The 16,933-nt window shown below is 59.9% G+C and carries 17 protein-coding genes; 10 read left to right on the top strand and 7 right to left on the bottom strand.

Features of this window, described 5'->3' with window-relative positions:
* Positions 1-46: 46 nt before the first annotated feature.
* The 5 genes from AO388_RS25030 (at position 47) to AO388_RS25010 (ending at position 4,989) form a co-directional block, all read left to right on the top strand.
* Positions 47-523 (top strand): thioesterase family protein, encoded by a 477-nt coding sequence (locus tag AO388_RS25030; protein ID WP_024663661.1) that lies wholly within the window; start codon positions 47-49, stop codon positions 521-523.
* Positions 524-713: 190 nt separating this feature from the next.
* Positions 714-1,433, top strand: coding sequence for a GntR family transcriptional regulator (locus AO388_RS25025; protein WP_003364375.1), 720 nt, complete (start codon positions 714-716; stop codon positions 1,431-1,433).
* Positions 1,430-2,443 (top strand): ADP-ribosylglycohydrolase family protein, encoded by a 1,014-nt coding sequence (locus AO388_RS25020; protein ID WP_024663662.1) that lies wholly within the window; start codon positions 1,430-1,432, stop codon positions 2,441-2,443. Before AO388_RS25025 ends, AO388_RS25020 begins: the two co-directional genes overlap by 4 nt.
* Positions 2,444-2,603: 160 nt before the next feature.
* A complete protein-coding gene (locus AO388_RS25015) occupies positions 2,604-4,073 on the top strand; it encodes a purine-cytosine permease family protein (RefSeq protein WP_004413701.1) in 1,470 nt (489 codons plus the stop codon).
* Positions 4,063-4,989 (top strand): PfkB family carbohydrate kinase, encoded by a 927-nt coding sequence (locus AO388_RS25010; protein WP_024663664.1) that lies wholly within the window; start codon positions 4,063-4,065, stop codon positions 4,987-4,989. The genes AO388_RS25015 and AO388_RS25010 overlap by 11 nt, the downstream gene beginning before the upstream one ends.
* Positions 4,990-5,010: 21 nt before the next feature.
* Here AO388_RS25010 and AO388_RS25005 read toward each other — a convergent pair whose 3' ends face one another.
* Positions 5,011-6,216: an MFS transporter gene (locus AO388_RS25005; RefSeq protein ID WP_024663665.1), complete on the bottom strand. Its 1,206-nt coding sequence runs from the start codon at positions 6,214-6,216 to the stop codon at positions 5,011-5,013.
* 110 nt (positions 6,217-6,326) lie between these two features.
* Here AO388_RS25005 and AO388_RS25000 point away from each other — a divergent pair, with 110 nt between their 5' ends.
* Entirely contained in the window at positions 6,327-6,953 is a 627-nt protein-coding gene (locus AO388_RS25000; protein ID WP_004413707.1) for a TetR/AcrR family transcriptional regulator, read from the top strand.
* Between the two features lie 79 nt (positions 6,954-7,032).
* Positions 7,033-8,886 (top strand): ABC transporter ATP-binding protein, encoded by a 1,854-nt coding sequence (locus AO388_RS24995; RefSeq protein WP_024663666.1) that lies wholly within the window; start codon positions 7,033-7,035, stop codon positions 8,884-8,886.
* A gap of 92 nt (positions 8,887-8,978) precedes the next feature.
* On the opposite strand, the gene AO388_RS24990 is transcribed toward AO388_RS24995, so the two are convergent.
* On the bottom strand, positions 8,979-9,947 hold the full coding sequence (locus AO388_RS24990; RefSeq protein ID WP_054081105.1) for an ABC transporter substrate-binding protein: 969 nt from the start codon (positions 9,945-9,947) through the stop codon (positions 8,979-8,981).
* A gap of 87 nt (positions 9,948-10,034) precedes the next feature.
* Positions 10,035-10,853 carry a phytanoyl-CoA dioxygenase family protein gene (locus AO388_RS24985; protein WP_058417366.1) on the bottom strand — a complete coding sequence of 273 codons (819 nt, stop codon included), beginning with the start codon at positions 10,851-10,853 and terminating at the stop codon, positions 10,035-10,037.
* Positions 10,854-10,960: 107 nt separating this feature from the next.
* Here AO388_RS24985 and AO388_RS24980 point away from each other — a divergent pair, with 107 nt between their 5' ends.
* Positions 10,961-11,869: a LysR family transcriptional regulator gene (locus AO388_RS24980; RefSeq protein WP_003411176.1), complete on the top strand. Its 909-nt coding sequence runs from the start codon at positions 10,961-10,963 to the stop codon at positions 11,867-11,869.
* A gap of 98 nt (positions 11,870-11,967) precedes the next feature.
* Positions 11,968-12,840, top strand: a complete 873-nt coding sequence (locus AO388_RS24975) for a LysR family transcriptional regulator (RefSeq protein WP_003364397.1) — start codon at positions 11,968-11,970, stop codon at positions 12,838-12,840.
* Between the two features lie 54 nt (positions 12,841-12,894).
* Here the strand turns inward: AO388_RS24975 and AO388_RS24970 are convergent, their stop codons facing one another.
* From AO388_RS24970 to AO388_RS24955, 4 genes are all read right to left on the bottom strand, one after another.
* Positions 12,895-13,320 carry a VOC family protein gene (locus AO388_RS24970; protein ID WP_003364399.1) on the bottom strand — a complete coding sequence of 142 codons (426 nt, stop codon included), beginning with the start codon at positions 13,318-13,320 and terminating at the stop codon, positions 12,895-12,897.
* 177 nt (positions 13,321-13,497) lie between these two features.
* On the bottom strand, positions 13,498-14,373 hold the full coding sequence (locus tag AO388_RS24965) for a nickel/cobalt efflux protein RcnA (protein WP_003364402.1): 876 nt from the start codon (positions 14,371-14,373) through the stop codon (positions 13,498-13,500).
* A 7-nt stretch (positions 14,374-14,380) separates the two neighbouring features.
* Complete coding sequence (locus AO388_RS24960) at positions 14,381-14,674, bottom strand: metal-sensing transcriptional repressor (protein WP_004413716.1); 294 nt, start codon at positions 14,672-14,674, stop codon at positions 14,381-14,383.
* 113 nt (positions 14,675-14,787) lie between these two features.
* Entirely contained in the window at positions 14,788-15,900 is a 1,113-nt protein-coding gene (locus AO388_RS24955) for an NADH:flavin oxidoreductase (protein ID WP_003364407.1), read from the bottom strand.
* A gap of 139 nt (positions 15,901-16,039) precedes the next feature.
* On the opposite strand from AO388_RS24955, the gene AO388_RS24950 reads away from it, so the two are divergent.
* A complete protein-coding gene (locus tag AO388_RS24950; protein WP_004413719.1) occupies positions 16,040-16,924 on the top strand; it encodes a LysR family transcriptional regulator in 885 nt (294 codons plus the stop codon).
* The last annotated feature ends 9 nt before the right edge of the window (positions 16,925-16,933 follow it).

Genomic DNA, 16,933 nt, shown 5'->3' with positions numbered 1-16,933 from the left:
ACGCCAGTTACCTCATTTGATCAGAACTGACCCGGAATCCTCCGACATGCCTGCACTGACCACCTACACCACCCGAGTCCAACCCGACTGGGTCGACTACAACGGCCACCTTCGTGACGCGTTCTACCTGCTGATCTTCAGCTACGCCACTGACGGGCTGATGGACGCCCTGGGACTGGATAGCGATAACCGCGAAGCCAGCGGCCACTCGCTGTTCACCCTGGAACTGCACCTCAACTACCTGCACGAAGTGAAACTCGGCGCCGAGGTCGAGGTGCATACGCAACTGATCGCCCACGACGCCAAGCGCGTGCATCTCTATCACAGCCTGCATTTGGCAGGTGATGACATGGAGCTGGCCGGCAATGAGCAAATGCTGTTGCACGTCGACCTGAGCGGCCCGCATGCAACGATGTTTACCGAGGCAACAAAGGAAAGACTTGACGCTATAAGCGCCGGGCAGTCCGATCTGCCGAGGCCCAAACTCCTCGGCCGAGTGATCGGGTTGCACACAGGAAAATAATCGAAAAGCCCCCTACTGCCAAAGTTTTGGCCCGCATCGGACTGCCTTGAATGGCACTGGAGAGCGTGTGACCGCGAGGTGACTTGTCGAACTGCGAGCATCATTCGCGTAACCCGTTGAACATTGGTGCCTCGCATCTCAATTTACGCACAAAAACAGCTTGCATTCCGATCCAACATGCAACTATAAAATGTACATGACTAGACAGGTTCGATTCGACAAGAAAACCCAGGTGATCAATGAGCTGATCCGCCGTATCGAAAGCGGCCAGATGAGCTCCGGCGCCCTGCTTCCCGGGGAAAATCTTCTGGCCCAGGAATTCAACGTCAGCCGCGGCACGCTGCGCGAGGCGTTGTCCGAGCTCAAGCGGCGTAACTTCATTGCCACCCAGACCGGCGTGGGTTCGATCGTCACCTACGACGGCTTCAGCCTGGACCAGCGTGCCGGCTGGGCTCAGGCCCTGGCCGACACGGGTGCTGGCGTGCGTACGGAAATCCTGCGTCTGGTGGCGGTGCAACGGCCCGACATGGAGGTGCGCCTCGGCACTTCCAGCCTGGTGGCCCTGGATCGCCGGCGTATCGCCGCTGATGGCAGTATCGTTTCCCTGGAGCGCGCCTTGATCCCGGCGGTCGACGGTTTGGAAAACCTGCCGCAAAACGGTCTGCTGGAACAGTCACTGACAGTGACCATGGCCGCCCACGGCTTCATCGGCGACAAGGGCGATCAGTGGATCGGTGCAGGGCCTCTGAACCGCGATGATGCCGTGCTGCTGGCACGCGAGCCCGGCACGGTGTTTCTCAAGGCCGTGCGCACGACCTTTGACCGCCGTGAACGTTTTATGGAGCACGTAGAGAGCCTGTTGGACCCTGTGCATTTTCGCCTTCACCTCGCCTTCGGATCGTCCACATGAGCGCAACATTTCTGCAAGACCGAGGCCTGGGTGCCTTTTATGGCCTGGCCTTGGGCGACGCTTTGGGCATGCCGACGCAGTCGCTGCCGCGCGCGTTGATCCTGCAACGCTATGGCCGTATCAATACGCTGATCGGTGCCGATGCCGACCAGCCGATCGCACCGAACATGCCTGCGGGCGCCATCACCGATGACACCGAGCAGGCGATCCTGGTGGCACAGTTGCTGGTGGCCGGCTGCGGCAGCATCGACCCGACAGCCCTGGCCCACAGCCTGATCGAGTGGGAAGCCGCGATGAAAGCCAAGGGCTCCTACGACCTGCTGGGGCCTTCGACCAAGCGCGCGATTGAAATGATCCTTGACGGCCACAGCCCCGAAGAAGCCGGCCGCTTCGGCACCACCAATGGCGCGGCAATGCGTATTACACCGGTGGGCATCGCAGCCGACGTGAGCAACCGCGAGGCCTTCATGGCGCTGGTGGTGCAAGCCTGTCAGGTGACCCATAACACCACGCTGGGCATCTCCAGCGCGGCGGCGGTCGCGGCCGTGGTGTCCGCCGGGATCAATGGCACGCCCCTGGCCGAAGCTCTGGAGATAGGTACTGAGGTAGCCCTGAGTGCCGAACGCCATGGTCATTGGGTTGCGGGTGGGCGTATCGCCGCGCGCATTCAATGGGCCAAGGCACTGTGCGCTGACTGCACAGACGAACAGCTGGCCGACCGGGTGCACGATGTGATTGGTACCTCGGTCGCCTCACAGGAATCAGTGGTCGCTGCCTTCACCCTCGCCCACCGCGTGGCGAGCAGCCAGCTCAGTCCGTTCGATGCAGTGTGCATGGCGGCCAGCCTGGGCGGTGACACCGACACGATTGCCGCCATTCTCGGCGCCATGCTGGGTGCCTGCAATGGCATGCAAGCCTGGCCGGCGGCGTTGATCGAGCAAATTGATGCGGTCAACACGCTCGATCTCGCGCCCTTGGTCGAACAACTGCTGGCCCTGCGCACCGGTTGATAGACCGGGTCGTGCTCGCCCACTGTGAACGAGATCACCCTCGCCCTCAGCCTTCCGAGCGGCGATCTGGCTGACCCGATTTCGGAATAGCCAATTTGCACTGGATTGCACCTGCTGACGTACTGCCACAACCACAATAAAGGCAATAGGAGCAACGCAAATGACGACATCGTCCGCCTCTCAAGGTGCGGGTCAGCTGGAAACCCGCGGCATCGAGCCGGTTCCTGAAAACGAGTGCAACGGCCACCCGCTGCAACTGTTCTGGGTCTGGTTCGCCGCCAACATCAGCATCCTGGGCTTGCCGCTGGGTGCCACCCTGGTAGCGTTTCAGGGGCTGGCCATCTGGCAGGCAATCATCGTCGCCATCCTCGGTGCCGCCGGCTCGTTCGCCGTGGTCGGCGTTATCTCCATTGCCGGGCGCCGCGGGCGGGCACCGAGCCTGACGCTGTCCCGGGCCATCTTCGGGGTGCGAGGCAATATCGGGCCCACGCTGGTTTCACTGATGTCGCGCCTGGGCTGGGAAACGGTCAACACCACCACCGCCGCGTTCGTCCTGCTGTCACTGTTCGCGATCCTTTTCGGCACCCCCGTGGAGGCGAAAAACTCGCCTGGCCTGACCCTGCTGTTCATCGCCTTGTTCGTGCTGCTGACCCTGACCGTCTCGGGCCTGGGCCATGCCACTCTGCTGGTCATCCAGAAATGGGCGACTTACCTGTTCGGCGCGCTGAACCTGGTGGTCGGTGGCTTTCTACTCACCCATATCGACTGGAGCCTGGTCTTCGACGCGCCGGCAGCGCCACTGAGTGCCATGATCATTGGCGTCGGCACCATGGCCGCCGGCACGGGTATCGGCTGGGCCAACGCGGGCGCCGACATGTCGCGCTATCAGCACGCCAGCGTGAAGGCCACTCGACTGGTGGCCTCGGCGGCATTTGGCGCAGGGATCCCTCTGGTTTTGCTGATCACCCTCGGCGGCTTGCTGTCGGTGGGCAACGATCATCTGGCGTCAGCCACCGACCCGATTATCGCCATTCGCGAAATGTTGCCCACCTGGATGGCCGTGCCGTATCTGATCACTGCGTTCGGCGGCCTGCTGTTGTCCAATAACCTGTCGGTCTACTCGGCTGGCCTGACCACCTTGACCCTCGGCCTGAAGGTCAAGCGAGTACACGCAGTCATCGTCGATATCATCGCGATCTTTGCCGGCTCGATCTATTTCATGCTGATCGCCGACAGTTTCTACGGCCCCTTCATTACGTTCATCTCGATGTTGGCGGTGCCCATTACCGCGTGGGTCGGCATCTTTGTCGTCGACCTGCTGCATCGCCACATCTACTCCCCACACGACCTGCTGGACCAGACCCCAAAGAGCGCCTACTGGTATCGCGGCGGTGTCGAATGGCGCGCGCTGGGCTCGTGGGCATTGGCTATCGTGCTCGGCTTCAGCTTCACCACCGTGGCGACCACCCCGGAGCATGTGCTGTTCAAAGGTTTTCTCGCCGATTCCTGGCTGGGTCATAACGGCCTGGGCTGGATCGTGACCTTCATTGTCGCCGGTGGCCTGTATGCGCTGCTCGGCGGGGCGCGTGATCGCCGTGTCGTTACCGAAGAGGCTGCCCATGCCCGCTAAATTGCTCTACACCGGCCAGGTCGTGGTTGACCTGGTCATGGCCATCGACCGCCTGCCGCCGTCGGGCGGAGATGTACTGGCCAGCAGCGCCACGTTCGAGGCCGGAGGCGGCTTTAATGTGATGGCCGCTGCCTGCCGCAATGGCTTGCCTACGGTTTATCTGGGTCGCCATGGCCAGGGCCGCTTCGGCGACCTTGCTCGCCAGGCCATGCGCGACGAAGGTGTGGAGATTGCTACGATGCCTGTTCCCGGTGAGGATACCGGCCTGGCCGTTGCCCTGGTGGAAGCCTCGGCCGAGCGCTCGTTCATCTCCTATGTGGGCGCTGAAGGTGGTTTGTCTGCCGATGACCTGCAGGGCGTGCAGGTCAGCGCCGAAGATTACGTAGTTGTCAGCGGCTACAGCCTGGCACACAAAAACAAGGTCACGGCCCTGCTCGCCTGGCTGGACGGATTGCCCGGCGGCACTACCGTGGTATTCGACCCAGGCCCATTGGTTGATGCGCTTCATGGCGTCGAGATGCGCGCCGTACTTCCTCTTATCAGCGTATGGTCCAGCAACTGCGAAGAAGCCCTGCGCTTCACGCAAACCCGGACGTGCGCCGACGCGCTCCACCACCTGGCGTCCATTCTGCGCGAAGATGCGCTCATAGTGATTCGTGACGGCCCCGCAGGTTGCTGGGTCCACCATGCCGGACAGACGCGACACATACCCGGCTTTGCCGTCACGGCAATCGACACCAATGGAGCTGGCGACGCCCACGCGGGTGTGCTGCTGGCCGAGTTGGCCAGAGGCAGCAGTGTCGACCGCGCGGCGCTGCGCGCCAATGCGGCAGCAGCGATTGCGGTCACACGCCGGGGGCCGGCGACGGCGCCTGGCCGTGAGGAGGTAGATGCGCTGGTGGGGGCCGATTTTTAGGCTGGCTTGAGCTCGCTGTGCTCAACCAGCCAGACCACACTCCCGGTCCAGTCGGCTGCCCCGTGCAAAACCATGAGCACCTGCGCGCAGTGCGATCACCAGACTTAGCAACAACAGCATCAGCAAGACCCAAGGAAAGGAGCCTGCCCCCCATTGGCCAAGCAAAACGCCACCCAGTAGCCCTCCGCCTGCGATGGCGCTGTTCCAGACCACGACGTTCATCGAAAGCGCGACATCTGCGCCCTCACCTGCCGAATCGGCGAGCGCGGTTTGCAGCAGTGTGGCGGCGCCACCGAAGGTCAGTCCCCAGATAAAAGCACCGACGTAAATGGCCGGTGCAGAGCCGGAAAACACGCCGAAGAACACTGACACCGCTGCGAATGTTGCCAGGCTGGCAAGTACTGTCTTGCGCAGATGTCGATCAACCAGCCGTCCCGTGACCCAGATGCCGGCCAGTGCGGCGACCCCGAATGCCAGCAATACCAGGTCCACATCATTCGCCAGCCCCGCCGCGGAAACGAAGGGAGCGACGTAGGTATAAAGCAGGTTGTGAGCCAGCATCCAGGTGAACACAACGCCCAGCACCGAGCGTACGCCGGGCGTGAAAAAGACCTGACGTAACGCCATGCGCTGTGCGGAGGACTTGCCGGAATAGTCCGGCACTTTGACCAGCACCCAGATGATCAGCAGCACGGTCATCCCGGACATCAAGCCAAACGCCATGCGCCAGCCCATGAACCCGCCAAGCCAGGTTCCCAGAGGCACGCCCAGCGACAAGGCAACGGGCGTACCGACCATCGCCACGGCCAGTGCACGGCCTTGCAGTTGCGGGACCACCATGCGCCGCGCGTACCCGGCGATGAGGCTCCACGCCAGGCCCGCCGAGACGCCTGCGAAAAACCTTGCGATCAGCGTCAGTCCGTAACTGGACGACAACGCAGTGACGCTGTTGAAAACCAGAAAGCCGGCAATCGTCACCAGCAAGACCGTCCTGCGCCGCCAGCTTTGCGTCGCGATCGTCAGCGGAATGGCGGCCAGCAATGAGCCCAACGCATAAACAGTCACCATCTGCCCGGCAAACGATGCAGACACCTCCAACCCGTCGGCGATCTGCGGCAACAAACCTGCCGGCAAAGTCTCGGTGACAATGCAGATGAAACCCGTCATTGCCAGCGCCAGCAACGCCCCCAGCGGGAGTGTTTCGCCCTGCTTCTCATCTGTAATCATTGCAAAACCCTCACTAATATACTGATCGGTACAAATATAGGCAGATGGAGTCAGGTGGTCAACGACTTATGTATCGATTAGTATTTAAGTAATTCCATAGGAGACTCGACATGGCACAGCTGGGGCGTCCGCGTACATTTGACCGTGACTTGGCGATCACCCAGGCGCTACACCTGTTTTGGGAGCACGGCTACGACGCAACTTCCCTAAGCCAGCTCAAGGCAAACATAGGTGGCGGCATCACGGCGCCGAGCTTTTACGCAGCGTTTGGCTCTAAAAACGCCCTGTTCAATGAAGTGATGGAGCGCTACCTCGACACCTACGGCCGAGTCACCGACAGCCTGTTCGATACGACCCTGCCGCCCAGAGACGCGATTGAAATCACCCTTCGTCACTCAGCGAAAATGCAGTGTGAGCCTGGGCATCCTAAAGGGTGTCTGGTGGCGTTGGGGCTGATGAGCGCCTGCTCGGACGAGAGCAAGGCCATTTCCGAACCCCTTGCTCGGGCCAGGGATCTGAACCGCACAGGTATCGTGGCCTGCATCCAGCGCGCCGTTGCGGCAGGCGAGTTGCCCGCAACGGTAATACCGGAAACGCTCGCGGCCGTTTTTGACAGTTTTCTTCTGGGCTTGTCTACACTGGCGCGCGACGGTGTCCCACATGCCACACTGGACGCCGCAGTGACCCAGGTGATGAGACTGTGGGACAGCCTGGGCAGTGTTGCCGACAATCATTGACCCTGAAGCTCAATATGGAAGAGGTTCGGGAGGCGTCGAGGACGCCAGACTCTTTGCACTGATTTTTTTGGAGAACACCATGCTTCGCGCGTTTGAAAAATGGCTTGACCCCTTCCCGCCTGACGAAGTGCCGCCACCACCTGACGGCCTGGCACGGTTTCTCTGGGCCTGCACGCGAGGGGCACGCGGTTACATCCTTGCGTTTGCGCTGCTGTGTGCCGGTGTGTCGATTTACGAAGCCTGGCTGTTTTCCTTCCTCGGGCAGGTCGTGGATCTGTTGTCCACGTGGCAGGCTGGCGGCGATACGGCCGCGCAGGAAAGCAGCGTGCTGTGGGGTATTGGCCTGGTATTGCTGAGCAGCATCGTGCTGGTGGCATTGCGCACGATGGTGCAGCACCAGGTATTGGCGATCAACCTGCCCCTGCGGTTGCGTTGGGACTTCCACCGATTGATGTTGCGGCAAAGCCTGTCTTTCTTCTCCGATGAGTTCTCCGGCCGCGTCACCACCAAGGTGATGCAGACAGCGCTGTCGGTGCGCGAGGTGCTGTTCACCATCATCGAAATCGTCCCCGGTATCGGCGTCTATTTCATCGCGATCATTGCCCTGGCCGGCGCCTTCGATTTGAAGCTGATGCTGCCTTTCCTTGTCTGGCTGATGCTGTTCGGTCTGGCCATGCGCTACTTCGTGCCACGCCTGGGCAAGGTCGGGCAGGAGCAGGCCAACGCGCGCTCATCGATGACCGGACGTGTCTCGGACGCCTACACCAACATCACCACAGTAAAGCTGTTCTCCCATTCCAAGCGTGAAGCGCATTTCGCGCGCGCGGCGATGGAGGACTTCAAGCTCACCGGCTTGCGCCAGATGCGTCTGGTCAGTCAGTTCGAAATCGTCAATCAGGCCCTGGTGGTCGCACTGATCATGGGTGCTGGCGGTTACGCCCTTTGGCTGTGGCACCAGGGCCAGGTCGGCACCGGTGCGGTTGCGGCGATCACCGCCATGGCGTTGCGCATCAACGGCATGTCGCACTGGATCATGTGGCAGATGACCTCGTTATTCGAGAACATCGGCACCGTCCAGGACGGCATGCAAACCTTGACTCGCGGTCCCAAGGTTCAGGATGCGCCGGACGCGAAGGCTCTGGTCACCCGAGGCGGCGCGGTCACCTTCGATAACGTGAGCTTCAATTACAACGGCGAACGCCAGGTACTGGATGCCCTGAGCCTGAGCATTCGTCCAGGTGAAAAAATCGGCCTGGTGGGTCGCTCCGGCGCCGGGAAGTCCACGCTCATCAACCTGCTGCTGCGCTTTTATGACGTGGACAAGGGCTCGATCAGTATTGATGGGCAAGACATTGCGCACGTTACTCAGGACAGCTTGCGCAGCGCCATCGGCATGGTCACGCAGGACACCTCGCTGCTGCACCGCTCCATTCGCGACAATATCGCCTACGGACGTCCCGATGCGACCGATGAGCAAATCCGTAGCGCTGCGGCGAGTGCGCAAGCCGACGGGTTCATCAGCCAGCTGAGCGACAAGCAAGGCCACAGTGGCTACGACACGCTGGTGGGTGAGCGCGGTATCAAGCTGTCGGGCGGCCAGCGCCAACGCGTCGCCATCGCCCGGGTGATGCTCAAGAACGCCCCGATCCTGCTGCTCGACGAAGCCACCAGTGCGCTGGACTCGGAAGTCGAAGTGGCAATCCAGGAAAGCCTCGATGAAATGATGCAGGGCAAGACGGTGATCGCCATCGCCCACCGTCTGTCCACGATTGCCGCCATGGACCGGCTGATTGTCATGGACGACGGCCGCATCATCGAACAAGGCACTCACGCCGAACTGCTGGGCAGAAACGGTACCTATGCGCGGCTGTGGCAGCACCAGAGCGGCGGGTTTCTCGGGGAGGATCAGGGTGTGGCCGATATCATCGATTAGGCAGACTGACCAATAGCCCGGCCAGGTCGCTGGTGGCGTACGCAAGCACTCCAGCGGCGATAAGAGAAAGGGCATCCATGCCCTTTCTTGCCTTAAAGCGTTGCTTCGATCTTTTTGGCAGCAGCGTCACTGACCCAGGTGTGCCAGATTTCCGGGTGCTCCTTGAAGAATATCTTCGCCAGCTTGGGTGAATCGATACGCTCCTTGCTCATGCGGGCCAGGTTCTGGTTTAACAGGTCGATCGGCAGATTGACCTTTTCCAGAACGGCTACCAATTCCGGTGCCTGCTCGTGAAAGACATTGGAAAGCCCTACCTGAATGCTGATTTTCTTATCGACGCCCGGCTTTTCTTCCAGCTTCAACAGATCGACTTGTCCCATTAACGGCGTCGGCGACCAGTAGTAGAAAAGAATGGGCTCGCCCCGCTTGTAGCTCGACAAAACGGCAGCATCCAACGCCGGGCCTGTACCCGGGCGGAAGTTGGTATAACTGGCTTCCAGGCCATAGCTCTTAAGCATCTCGCTGTTTTCCAACTCGCAGGTCCAACCCGCCGGGCAATTGTAGAAACGGCCTTTGTCCGGTTCTTCCGGGTCCTTGAAGAGCGCCACGTACTGGGTCAGGTCGGCGATCTTCTTCAGATCGGGAGCCTTGGGCTTGAGGTTGCGTTTGGCATCGCCTTCGACCAGATAACGTGGCACATACCAACCTTCGGTGGCCCCGATAATCGGTGCCCCCACACCGACTACCTTCCCACTGGCCGCCGCCTTGTTCCAGACCTCGCTTCGCCCGATCCACTCCTCCGCCAGTACCTGAATATCGTTATTGCTCAAGGCGCTTTCCATGGTGATGGAGTTGCCTGGCAATGTATCGATCGCACAGCCATAGCCGTTCTTGAGCAATATCTGCAGCATGTCGGTGAGCAACATGCCGCTTTCCCAATTGAGCCCGGCAAATTTGACCGGTTTACCCGACTCGCACCAACCGGCGGCCTGGCTTGCAGCACTGCCGGCAAACAGCCCGAGAGCAATCAGTGTGGCGGTAAGGTTTTTTCTGATCTTCACAATCGCACGCTCCAACACAGTGAACAGGGTTACGGCAGTGCAAATGCTCGTCACATCAGTGGCGAACCTGTTTCATCTACATGAAACTCAAGCTCCTTGATGTATCGTCGGGAACCAATCTTTGCGCAGTCTCTGACCGGTCTGCATCGCATGCCCTGGATACGGTGGAGAGGTCCGTCCTGGACGCTCGAAGTAACGTATATCGTCGCCAAGCCAGCGCAGCGACAAGACACGACGGCGCTGAGCCGACGCATTGCCTCTAGCACCATGCACGGTACGGAAATCGAACAGCACCGCGTCGCCCGGCTGCATCTCCCACTCCAGTACCTGCAGGCCTTGCTCGGTATCAGTATCTGGATCCGGCGCGTCGCGGTACCCGCCAGCATCTTTGTAGAAATCGCTTTGATCGGCCCAGTGCACCGGTTTTATGCCCTTCTCCCAACGGTGTGAGCCGGCAAGCAGCCTCAGCGTCGACTCGCGCACCGGGTCCACGGGGATCCAGAAGCTTACGTTCTGGCTACCTTCGACAAAATAGTAAGGGATGTCCTGGTGCCATGGCGTGGCCTTCTGCGCGCCGGGTTCCTTGACCAGAACATGGTCATGAAAAAACTGTGACGATCTGGAGCGCATCACGGCAGCCGCGACAGACGCTGCCGGTGAATCCTCGACCATGGCGCGAAACTCTGGAATCCGCTGCCAGTTGCAATAGTCGTCGAAAAAGCCGCCCGGTTTGTCATCCTTCTCGACGTAACGGCTGGCGTAAGCACCCGGCTCGGCGAGGTTGCGCTCGATTCCGTCGGCAATGGTGCCGATCCAGTCGCGGAAAACGCCGCGCAGGCAAATTGCGCCATCGCGCTGAAAGGCCTCAATGTCTTCTGTCGTGAGGGCAAACGAATGTTGTGTCATGACCTGAAACTCCCTCGGAGAAGAATAAATGTGGGCAAGGGCAAATATTTCATGACACTCAGCGAAGATAAAATAATATGTATTGATTTATCACCCAAGAAATTCTTATGAAGTTCAGTCTGCGACAACTCCGTTATGCGCTCGCTGCCGCCAAACACGGCAATCTCACGTTGGCGGCCGAAGAGCTGCATGTTTCCCAACCGTCAATTTCAACGGCGATTACCGAACTCGAGCAGCTTTTTGGTCAGCCGCTGTTTGTTCGTCAACGCGGACTGGGCGTATCGCTTACGCCTTTCGGGCGCACAGTGATGGCCCAGGCCAGGCGGGTTCTGGCCGAAGCCCGGACGTTTTCAGACATCGGCAGCGACAACAACGACTTTTCCGGAGAGCTGGTACTGGGTTGTTACGAGGACCTGGCACCCTATTGCCTGCCGCAGATCCTCAGGCGCCTGCAACAGGAACATCCGCGAGTGAGGGTCGACATGCGCGAAGGCGGCTTCGACTATCTGGGCAAGCGCCTCGCCGAAGGTACTCTGGAGCTGGCGCTGACCTACGACCTGGGGCTGCCGGCAAACATGGCGTGTATCGAGTTGCGTCAACTGACTGCCCATGCCCTGCTGGCGGCTGATCACCCATTGGCAAACGAGCCCGATGTCAGTCTGCACGCACTCAGTGAAGGCAATCTGGTAGTTACTGATCAGGTCCACAGCTGGCAACACGTGCTGGACCTGTTCAACATGCATGGACTGTCGCCTCAAAGCCTCCAGCGCACCCACAGCTTCGAGTTTCAGCGCAGCCTCGTCGCCAACGGATTCGGTGTTTCCCTGACCTATACCAGGCCCTTCGGCGACCGCAGCTACGACGGTCAGCCCTTGGTGTGTCGCCCGATACGCGAAACGCTGCCCACCCAGCGCATCGTACTGGCCTACGATCAGCGCTACCCGTTAACGCCGCCCGCCGAAGCATTCAAAAACCAGGCCGTTGCCTGGTTCCAGGAAAGAGTACCTTTTGTCTGAGGCAGCGCCCGGGCGCCTATGACGCTGAAGCGGCGACAACCTGCCAACAACAAAATAAACAAATGCATTTTTAGCAAAAATACAATTATTCTTTGCCCATGATCAAAGAACTGAAAACGTTTATCGCCGTGGCAAGAGAAGGCACGTTCGCTGCGGCGGGCAGCAAGATCGGGCTCACCCAGGCCGCTGTCAGTGCGCAGATGCAGCGCCTTGAAGCTGAACTGGGCGTCGAGCTGTTCGACCGAAAAGGACGTTCAGCCCAGCTCAACCGCATGGGGCAGCAGGTGTTGTTACAAGGTCAGGATCTGGTGCGCCAGTTCAGCAGCCTCGGCACTACGACAGTAGGGCTACCCGCGAGCGTGCTGGTGACCATCGGCGCAATTGCCTCTGTACAACGCTCCTTTCTGCCGGAAGCGCTGGCTCGGTTTCATCAGCAATTCTCCGCGTGCAGGACGCGCGTCATTCCCGGCCTGTCCATGGACCTGGTCAATCAGGTGGATGCTGGCGAGATCGACATGGCAGCGATCATCCGCCCGCCCTTCTCACTGCAAAGCGACTTGCGCTGGACAACGCTGGTCCGTGAACCCTATCGCCTTATCGTGCCTGCTGACATGCAGGGGGATGACTGGGCCGAACTGATTTCGGCTCATCCATTCATTCGTTACGATCGATCGTCATTTGGTGGCCGACAGGTCGATAGGTTCCTGCGCCAGACCCATGTCTCGCTGCGCGAAGTCTGCGAGCTCGATGAACTGGATGCGATTATGAAACTGGTCGCCAACGGCGTCGGCGTCGCATTGGTTCCGGAAACGGCAACCCTGCAGAGATGGCACGCCGGTGTGCGCTCTATCGACTTGAAAGAGCATACGTTCCATCGCGATATCGGGCTGGTACATCGCGCTCGCCGCAGCCTGACCGAACCGGTAACCGCGCTGGTCCAACTGATCAACGAACACGCTCTGACTCGTTAGCGCTGCTCCCGCTCTAGCAGGCCTGGCGCAACATAGTGTGCGCCAGGCTTTTTACTATTTTGCGAACAGCTGACTCATGTCCTTGAACGCCTTGAACTCAAGCGCATTACCGCAGGGATCGAACAGGAACATGGTGGCCTGCTCACCCACCTGCCCCTTGAATCGAATGTAGGGTTCGATGACGAACTCGGTGCCGAAGGATTTCAAGCGCTCGGCCAGAGCTTCCCACTGAGCCCATTCCAGAATGATGCCGAAGTGCGGAACCGGCACGTCGTGACCGTCTACCGGGTTGCTGTGCACGCTCTCTTGAGAGGCGGTTTTCGGGTGTTCATGAATCACCAACTGGTGCCCGTAGAAATCGAAGTCGACCCACTGATCGCTGGAGCGCCCTTCGGAAAGACCGAACACTTCACCGTAGAAGGCACGTGTCGCGGCCAGGTCATAAACCGGGATTGCAAGGTGGAAAGGAGAAAGACTCATCAGGACTCCGATTGCAGCTCTTGGTGGCGTGTGAGCCTGACAGCGTGCTCGCTGTCCGGCGACTTATTCAAGTTCCACTCATGCTAAGGCCGGGCGATACCAATAAAAATCAATATATATTTTAAAGATTCACAAATTATTTTTGTGATAGCGGCCACGCTCAAGCACCAGGCCAGCTCACGAATGCAGGCTGATCCAGCCGTTGATCCCTACATACATCCCGACACAGATAATCAGGACGCTGGACAGGTAAGGTGCGCGTCGAGCAGCTGCACTGAGCCAGGGGAAACGATTCGAGGCTTTTCGCGCACCGATGGCGGCGGCAGCGCCAACGGTGACCAGCGTGACGGCGAGACCCAGGCTGAAACAGATCACCATCATCGCGCCCAAGGTGACCTGCTTCACCTGCAGGCACAGCAGCAACACGGTGATGGCTGCTGGGCAAGGGATAAGCCCCCCGGTCAAGCCGAACATCAGGATCTGGCCATTGCTGACCTCGCGATGGATGAAGCGCTTGCGAATGTCGTCGGCATGGGCCTTTTCATGGGCGTCCTGATAGCCTTCGGCGCTCAGGTTCAAGCCGTCCAGATCACTGTGGTCATGGCTGTGATTGTGACCATGCTCGTGCTCATGGGAGTCCACGCCGTGCTCATGGCCATGGCCTGTATGCCCGTGACTGAGCCTGGCACTTTCGACCTTATACAACTGCTCGCCACGCCAGGTGCGCCATAGCATCCACAATGCAATGGCGATGATCACGGCAGATGACCCGAGCTGGAAGTAAGGTTCCGTGGTTTCAGCATCCAGCCCCTGGCCCAGATACATCCCGCCGATTGCCACCAGCCAGACAACGGCGGTGTGCGAAACGGTAGCGGCGACGCCGAGCATCACGGCCTGTTTCACAGAGCCACGAATGGCCACAATGAACGCCGCCATCATGGTTTTTGAATGCCCAGGCTCCAGCCCGTGCAACGCGCCCAGCAAAATGGCACTGGGGAAATACAGCCAGGCGTGCGACCCCCCTTGCTGTAACAGCTCGACGAAGTTGGGCATGTGAGACCTAGAGGTATTTGGTGATTTGCTTGAAGGCTTCCAGCGGTGCCCGCTCGCCCTTGGCGAGTGAACCGAGCGTGTCTTCAAGGCAGTGATCGATATGATCCTGAATCAACGTTCGCTTGGCCTGGCACACCGCTTTCTCGACCGCGTGCAGCTGCTGGGCGATGTCCACGCACTCGCGCCCGTCTTCGATCATGGTGATGATGCTGCGCAAATGGCCGTCGGCCCGTTTCAGGCGCTTGATAACAGCTATGTGGGACTGGTGCGTATGGCCGTGGGGGTGGTCGTGTTCACTCATGGCTTGAGCTCTGGCCTGGACAATTCAGACCGGCACTCTATCCTCCCAGGGAGGATAGAGTCAAAGGTAATGCAGGATTGGAACCGGAAGCGAGCCCACCTATGAAAACCTGTTCAATTCATCCCGTTGAATGCCAGCTCGCTGTCCTTGATATTGGCAATCGGCCCGAGAATGGCTGGATCGAAGTCGCGGAGTGGCGCGCCCTGACGCAACAACTCTGGCAGGTCCGGATTGGCCAGCGCACCCTTGCCCACTGCGATGATGTCCGCACCTTGGCGAAGCACCTGGTCGGCTTTTTGCGGATCGTGCAGGCCGCCATTGGCGATCAGCGCAACACCCGGCGCGTAGCGACGGGCCAGTTCGACCAGGCTGGCTTCACCCTGGGCAAAGGCCGGCTGCCATGCTTCATGTTCGGTCACATGGATGTAATCGACGCCGGCATCGGCCAGCGCATCGAAAATGATTTCGGCATCGCTCTCGTCCCCCGCCCATTTGTGCTGAAAGTCGTTGACCTTGCCTTGTGAAAGACGCACGCCCACCGGTGCCTGCCCGGCGACTTTTTTCACTGCGGCGATGACCTCGAGCGTCAGTCGCAGACGCTGTCCGACCTCACCGCCCCATTGATCGGTGCGCTGATTGCTGTAGTCGGTCAAAAACTGATCGAGCAGGTAGCCGTTCGCCCCATGTATCTCGACACCGTCAAAGCCTGCAGTGCCAATCGCCAGTTGCGCCGCGTGGGCGAACCCGTCAATGGCCTCGGCAATGTCCTTGTCACTCATCGCTTGCGGGATCCGGTAGCTGCCCGCGCCGTAATAGAACGCCATCTGTTCGCCCTTGGGACGAATGGCCGAAGGACCCGCAGACTCGCTGACGAAGCGATTGGCCTGGCTGAGCGCGCCGGCGTGCATGAGTTGCGCAATCATGACACTGCCATGCCGGTGCACAGCATCGGTCGTAGCACGCCAGGCCTGAGCCTGCTCGTCATCGGTGAGCCCGGGCTGGAAGCGGTAGCCTTGGGAAAAACGGCGATCGGTGTAGTTACCCTCGGTGACGATCAGGCCGAAACCACCCTTGGCGAATCGCTCGTAATAGCGCGTCATGGCCTGCGTTGCACTGCCCTGCTCGTCCGCGCTCACGCGTGTCATGGGCGCCACCGCAAACCTGTTCTTCAGTTTCAGATGACCGATATCGAACGGAGCTGTAACGTGTTTGTTTGTCTCGTTCATACTTCAAATCCTCACTGTGCAGACCGGCTACCAATTGCCCGCTGTCATTGACAGAACCTGCAGCAACGGTAAGGGGTGGCGCAGCCCATTGGAACCCGGCCGTGCAGATAAGGCGCTTTAACGAAAATGGATAGAATCCGTGCAAATATCTGACATAGAGGTGTTCGCCGCCATTGCTTCCAGCAGGAGCCTGTCGGAAGCGGCGCGTCGACTCGGGTTGTCGCCGATGGCAATCTCCAGGCGTCTGGCTGCGCTGGAAAACGACCTGGGCGTCAGGCTGGTTCACCGCACAACCCGCTCGGTATCGCTGACGCCGGAGGGCGAAGTGTTTCTGCCCCACGCCAAAACCATGCTGCACACCAGCGAAACCGCCCGCGCCACGCTGAAAGGCGATACCGGTAAGGCCAGTGGCGTGTTGCGGGTGACAGCACCCAGCGTGTTTGGTCAGACTGTCATCATGCCGCTGCTGCCGGTATTGATGCAGGAGAACCCGGCACTGAGTGTCGACCTGACACTGTCGGACAGCATCGTGGACATCGCCGGGTTAGGCATCGATGTCGCCATTCGGATCGCCACGATACGTGACTCTGCGCTGGTGGCCAGATCGCTGGCGCCCAACCCACGGGTCGTGTGTGCAAGCCCCGACTACCTGATGCGGCGCGGCCAGCCATCGGTACTCGACGAGCTCCGCCAACACCCATGCATAACCTTGCATGCGATGCCTTACTGGACGTTCATCAGAGAGGGCGAGCCGGTGGCCATTCGCGCTCAGGGTACGTTCTCGGCCAACAGCGTCGAAGCGGTGCGCACGGCGTGCAAACAGGGCCTGGGGCTGGCCATGCTGACCTATTGGGACGTTCAGCAGGAAATCCGTGCAGGCAGCCTTCTGCAGATACACTTCGAAGACGTCATCCCCGAGCAACTGTCGGTGACGGCCGTATTGCCGACCCGCCAGCGCGTACCTCACCGGGTACGCCTGTTCGTCGACCGCCTTGAAGCAGAGCTCAAGAAAAATACGGTTTGAAGCAAGGTG

It is taken from the genome of Pseudomonas sp. ICMP 10191, assembly GCF_001467335.1.
In the GTDB taxonomy this organism is placed as follows: Bacteria; Pseudomonadota; Gammaproteobacteria; order Pseudomonadales; family Pseudomonadaceae; genus Aquipseudomonas; species Aquipseudomonas cerasi.
Note: the sequence above shows the minus strand (reverse complement) of the source record. Positions and strands in the feature narration are given on the sequence as shown.

Coding starts and splice junctions, on each gene's coding strand:
- AO388_RS25030 (WP_024663661.1), top strand. CDS start 47: ATGCCTGCACTGACCACCTACACCACCCGAGTCCAACCCGACTGGGTC.
- AO388_RS25025 (WP_003364375.1), top strand. CDS start 714: ATGTACATGACTAGACAGGTTCGATTCGACAAGAAAACCCAGGTGATC.
- AO388_RS25020 (WP_024663662.1), top strand. CDS start 1,430: ATGAGCGCAACATTTCTGCAAGACCGAGGCCTGGGTGCCTTTTATGGC.
- AO388_RS25015 (WP_004413701.1), top strand. CDS start 2,604: ATGACGACATCGTCCGCCTCTCAAGGTGCGGGTCAGCTGGAAACCCGC.
- AO388_RS25010 (WP_024663664.1), top strand. CDS start 4,063: ATGCCCGCTAAATTGCTCTACACCGGCCAGGTCGTGGTTGACCTGGTC.
- AO388_RS25005 (WP_024663665.1), bottom strand. CDS start 6,216: ATGATTACAGATGAGAAGCAGGGCGAAACACTCCCGCTGGGGGCGTTG.
- AO388_RS25000 (WP_004413707.1), top strand. CDS start 6,327: ATGGCACAGCTGGGGCGTCCGCGTACATTTGACCGTGACTTGGCGATC.
- AO388_RS24995 (WP_024663666.1), top strand. CDS start 7,033: ATGCTTCGCGCGTTTGAAAAATGGCTTGACCCCTTCCCGCCTGACGAA.
- AO388_RS24985 (WP_058417366.1), bottom strand. CDS start 10,853: ATGACACAACATTCGTTTGCCCTCACGACAGAAGACATTGAGGCCTTT.
- AO388_RS24980 (WP_003411176.1), top strand. CDS start 10,961: ATGAAGTTCAGTCTGCGACAACTCCGTTATGCGCTCGCTGCCGCCAAA.
- AO388_RS24975 (WP_003364397.1), top strand. CDS start 11,968: ATGATCAAAGAACTGAAAACGTTTATCGCCGTGGCAAGAGAAGGCACG.
- AO388_RS24970 (WP_003364399.1), bottom strand. CDS start 13,320: ATGAGTCTTTCTCCTTTCCACCTTGCAATCCCGGTTTATGACCTGGCC.
- AO388_RS24965 (WP_003364402.1), bottom strand. CDS start 14,373: ATGCCCAACTTCGTCGAGCTGTTACAGCAAGGGGGGTCGCACGCCTGG.
- AO388_RS24960 (WP_004413716.1), bottom strand. CDS start 14,674: ATGAGTGAACACGACCACCCCCACGGCCATACGCACCAGTCCCACATA.
- AO388_RS24955 (WP_003364407.1), bottom strand. CDS start 15,900: ATGAACGAGACAAACAAACACGTTACAGCTCCGTTCGATATCGGTCAT.